This window comes from Oligella ureolytica DSM 18253 (assembly GCF_000373745.1).
Classification (GTDB): Bacteria; Pseudomonadota; Gammaproteobacteria; order Burkholderiales; family Burkholderiaceae_B; genus Oligella; species Oligella ureolytica.
In genome coordinates this window covers 44,851-49,364 of sequence record NZ_KB892293.1, presented here as the reverse complement: position 1 = coordinate 49,364, position 4,514 = coordinate 44,851, and the positions used below count along the sequence as shown (strand labels likewise).

Annotated in this window: 5 protein-coding genes and 1 pseudogene; 4 read left to right on the top strand and 2 right to left on the bottom strand. The window is 45.6% G+C overall.

From position 1 onward, the window contains the following. On the bottom strand, nucleotides 1–506 hold a 506-nt coding region (locus tag B092_RS0105300; protein ID WP_018574214.1), incomplete at its 3' end, for a phage integrase N-terminal SAM-like domain-containing protein. A 221-nt stretch (nucleotides 507–727) separates the two neighbouring features. Here B092_RS0105300 and B092_RS0105295 point away from each other — a divergent pair. From B092_RS0105295 to B092_RS0105280, 4 genes are all read left to right on the top strand, one after another. Further along, a complete protein-coding gene (locus B092_RS0105295) occupies nucleotides 728–1,837 on the top strand; it encodes a hypothetical protein (RefSeq protein ID WP_018574213.1) in 1,110 nt (369 codons plus the stop codon). An 86-nt stretch (nucleotides 1,838–1,923) separates the two neighbouring features. Further along, nucleotides 1,924–2,325, top strand: a complete 402-nt coding sequence (locus tag B092_RS0105290) for a hypothetical protein (RefSeq protein ID WP_018574212.1) — start codon at nucleotides 1,924–1,926, stop codon at nucleotides 2,323–2,325. 96 nt (nucleotides 2,326–2,421) lie between these two features. Then, on the top strand, nucleotides 2,422–3,021 hold the full coding sequence (locus B092_RS0105285; protein ID WP_018574211.1) for a hypothetical protein: 600 nt from the start codon (nucleotides 2,422–2,424) through the stop codon (nucleotides 3,019–3,021). 153 nt (nucleotides 3,022–3,174) lie between these two features. Further along, nucleotides 3,175–3,879, top strand: a complete 705-nt coding sequence (locus B092_RS0105280; protein WP_018574210.1) for a hypothetical protein — start codon at nucleotides 3,175–3,177, stop codon at nucleotides 3,877–3,879. Here the strand turns inward: B092_RS0105280 and B092_RS13770 are convergent. Continuing rightward, nucleotides 3,860–4,514, bottom strand: a pseudogene (locus B092_RS13770) (IS3 family transposase); the annotation flags it as partial. The gene B092_RS0105280 and the pseudogene B092_RS13770 sit on opposite strands and share 20 nt — an antisense overlap.

Sequence of the window (4,514 nt, the reverse complement as noted above, 5' to 3'; positions counted from 1 at the left end):
TTACCACCCTTGCTGCTGCGTATCACCAGCCTGTGCAGATTAAAATCCACATCCTTGATGCGTAAACGGCAGGCTTCGCTGACACGCAGACCGGCCCCATACATGAGCGAAGCAATCAGCCGATGCGGGGGAGGCAGCTGGGCAATGACGGATATGGCTTCCTCATGGGACAGCACCACGGGCAGCTTGCGTGGCTTTTTAGCACGGGCAATGCCGTCGATATGCTGCAAAGGCTGTTGTAAAACGTGTTTATAAAGAAATACCAGCGCATTGAGCNCCTGGTTTTGGGTGGCCGCCGCCACGTTCTTGTGTGTCGCCAGCCAGGTCAGAANCTGAGCGACTTCTGCTTCGGCCATGTCGCGGGGGTGGNGGAGTCGATGAAAGCGTATGAAATAGCGTATCCAGTACCAGTAGGNTTTTTCAGTACGCAGGCTGTAATGTTTGGTACGAATGATTGCATGCAGCTGATCGCGTAGCTTGGGTGCAGGCTTGGGTGTCTGGGGCATAGCAATTTCCTTTTGCTGTATGGATAAACAGTATCTTACTGGTGAAGACAAGGCGGGTCAAGCGAAAATAATCTACCAAAAAGTATGGTCTTGTAACGGGTTGATCCCTATAGTACAATCGGGCAATCAAAATTTAGTCGCATCGGGTTATACCGCCTTCACGATGATTGGCTTATGTGGAAGGCGCTCTAATACATGTTAAAAACCTAGGGAAGCCTTAAATGGGCCGAAAGTTCATTTCTCAGAAAAAGCAGACAAAAGATGAGCTTTTTGACTCTTTAGTCAAGAATGCTATCGATTTTTTAGATTCATCCCTCGATGATCTTGAAAAAAGGCCCAAGAACTCGATTGTAGATTTTTATACCTCGATCGAATTATTCCTTAAAGCTCGCTTAATGGCTGAGCATTGGACGCTAATCATTAGTAAACCTGAAACAGCCAATATCGATAGCTTTAGAGTTGGTGACTTTCATTCTGTCTTCTTAGAGGATGCAATAAAGAGACTTAAGGGTGTCTTAAATGAGTGCCTCGAAAAATCGACGATAGATAACTTTAAAGCACTGGGGGAGCATCGTAATCAGATCGTGCACTTCGCCCATTCTGATTACGCTGATTTTTCTGCTACAAAGGCTGGTGTAGTGGTAGAGCAATGGGCTTCTTGGCACCACTTGCATGCTTTGTTGACGGAAAAATGGAAAGACATTTTTGGGCCATATAATGAAGAGTTTGAGCGCATACACAAACAAATAATGCGGCAAAAAGAATTCATACAAGCCAGATACAATGAGTTGAAGTCAAAAATTGATGTAGAGCAGAAGGGCGGTAAGAAAGTTATCGACTGCCAGCATTGTGAAATGCATGCAGCTATTGTGTCAAAGGAACACAAATGGGGTGACGATTATAGCTGTATGGTTTGTGGCGTGAGTGATACAGCAGTGGCATCAACTAACGAAGAGCTAGAATGCCCAAAATGTCATAAGAGCTTTGAATTCTTTGATAAAAATTTAACAGCCTGTCCGCATTGCGAGATGCCGATTTCTAAGGATTTACTTATTGATCTATGTGAAAAAAAGTATATTGAAGGGGATGATTGGTGGGAGGAGGGGCAGCCGCATATCGCAGGATGTCACAATTGCCAGCATGAAAGGCCCTCGGTATTTTACATCGACGGGCTGTGGAGTTGTGTGGCGTGCTTTGATAGAGGGTGGCAAGCCATTGCATGCCCAAATTGCGACGAATTTGTCACTGGCGACATGGATACAATTAACTATTTTGCCTGTTATAAATGCGAAGATGAGGTTAGGAAACGGATTCGAGAAGACGGTTTTTAACAAGCCGCTGCACTCAGATAAATTTTCCGCGACGCTCCAAATTTACCGGTGAGCGGAGCGTTAGGCTTATTTACATCGAGAAGAATATGAGCACAGGAAAATACGAGGAACCATTACCTTGCGGGGGAAAACTCAAGGTGACGAAGTCATCTTGGGAAATCTCTTACTACTTTTCTGGCCCAGATCTCAGATATAACGGAACATTTGTTTCAGTTCCAGGCCGTGCAATCGAACAATACATATCAGCTTTCGAAGAAAACTGGGCAGAATACCAGCAGCTTAAAAAAGCAATTCCATCAGGCGGGGATTTCTCTAAACCCGGGAAGATGGGTATGGACATCCGGATTGGCAACCATTTCGAGGGGGTGTGCATACAGTCCTACCACATGCCCCTTAAATCACGGGAGCATCTTGATAAATTAATTAGCGGTTATCGCTATGCTGCACAACGAGCCCCCCAAATCCAAAACTTCTTGGCATCTCTATAAATATGACAAAGCCTAACAATTACAAGCAACGGGATTGCCGCACGCTGCGCGTGCGTCAACCCCTGTTGTAAGCGTTATATCTCTTGAGGTAGATCTGTGCTAACCGATGAACAGAAGAAATACCGAGACCGCGCTAACCGTGCGCGACGAGAGCTCCTCAAAGAAAAGGAGAAATTCGGCGCGATTTCGGACGGCTCAGGGAAACGCTACCGGGTGTGCGTTTACTTTGTGCTTAGCGGTGCTCCAGAAAAAGCAGTCGAGTTCATGGACTGGTTCGAGAAGGAGTTCCCGGATGACGTTGGTGAGCCCGCGTTTCTCTTATATGCTGCGTTGGCCTATTACCGGGTGGGGTCTCTGGGGAAAGCGCGGGGATACCTGCTGGATACGATGTTAAGCAACATTTACCTACTCCCCTATCTGTTTTCGCGACCAATGCCCAAGCAAGACATGTGGCACTCATCTAATTGGGCACAGCCAGACTACATCGAGGAGATTGAAGAACTTCTGGAAGGGCCAACGAGTCAGGAGCGGGAGTGGTTTCAAGAACAGTTCGAGAATGAACTCTTCACGAGCATTCGAAGCAAGTGCATAGAAACATTTCACGCATTACAGCATGCAAAAGAGTTGGATTCCCGCCGTCGTATTCTTGGGGAGTGGCGGGACTATGTTTCATCTTGTCGTGCAAACGAGATATAACCAGTGGCAGCACGGTGACCGCTTTTCCGCCGCGCTGCGGCTCCAAACCGGCACGTGTGCCAAGCGTTATGCGTAATAAACCTACTGGATAATTGACTAAGATCTGGGGCTACTAACCAGCCAATAAATATTTAGTTATTTAAGACTTCATATATGGAAATTAACTTCTCTCAAATTAGAACACATGATGGTAGTAAAAACTCAGGCTTTGAAGAGTTGATTTGCCAAATTGCCCATCTTCAAAAACCAGATAATGGAAAGCGGTTCGTTAAGAAGGATGGCGCTGGAGGTGATGCTGGTGTTGAGTGTTACTGGATTCTTGACGACGGATCGGAGATATGCTGGCAAGCGAAATATTTTTTAGATGGAATGAATTCCTCTCGTTGGCAACAAATAGATGAATCATTCACTACAGCCTTAGAGAAGCACCCCAAGTTAACACACTATGTTGTCTGCTTGCCTTTAGATGAAGCAGATAGCAGAAAGAAAGGAAGAGGTGGAAAACAAGTAGTTTCTGTCGAAGATGAGTGGCTAGAACACGTTAAAAAATGGGAAAGTCAAGCAAAGGCCGCTGGTAGTAAAATAACGTTCTCATACTGGGGTAAGCATGAGATTACTACTTTCCTTACGATTGATGACCCTCTTTACTCTGGTAGAGCTTTGTACTGGTTTAACGAACCGTTTTTCGGAACAGATGTATTCAGAAATATCGCAAAGAGGTCTCAAGACAGTTTGGGAGATAGGTATACCCCAGAGTTTCATGTTGAACTCCCCATAGCAAAGAGTTTCGATGGTCTGTGTTTAAACCCCTCATGGTGGGATGGTAATCACCCCATTTTTAATAGCAGTTGGCAGTAGAATTATTTAATTTATGTTGATGTAATTTTTGCCTCGGTGTAATGCCACCTAATGCCGTGTTAGGGCGTTCATTATTATAAGTCCAGAGCCAAGCAGTCGCTCCGAGCTGAACTTCTTCTAGACTATCAAAGAGATTCTGAGCTAACCAGTCATAACGTACCGTCCGATTATAGCGCTCGACATAGCCGTTTTGTTGTGGATTACCGGGCTGAGTGTGAATCAACGTGATATGCCGCTTAGCTGCCCATTCTAAGAGTGTTTTACTGATATATTCCGGTCCATTGTGGCTTCGCCGAACTGCGTTTCACACCGTAGGCACGCAGGCTTGCCTCGCCATTCGATGATTTGATCCAACACCCTCGTGACTCGCTCTGCAGGCAAAGAGAAGTCTACCTCGATGCCCAAACCCTCACGGTTAAAGTCATCTATCACGTTAAATAAACGCAAACTACGACCGTCAGCCAGCTGGTCATGCATAAAATCCATCGACCACACTTGGTTAATCGCAGTGGCTGTGCCTAATGCCTCAGGACGCTCACGGACAAGGCGTTTTTTTGGTTTGATACGCAAGTTCAACTCTAACTCACGATAGATTCGATACACTCGTTTGTGATTCCATTTAAAGCCTTTAATGT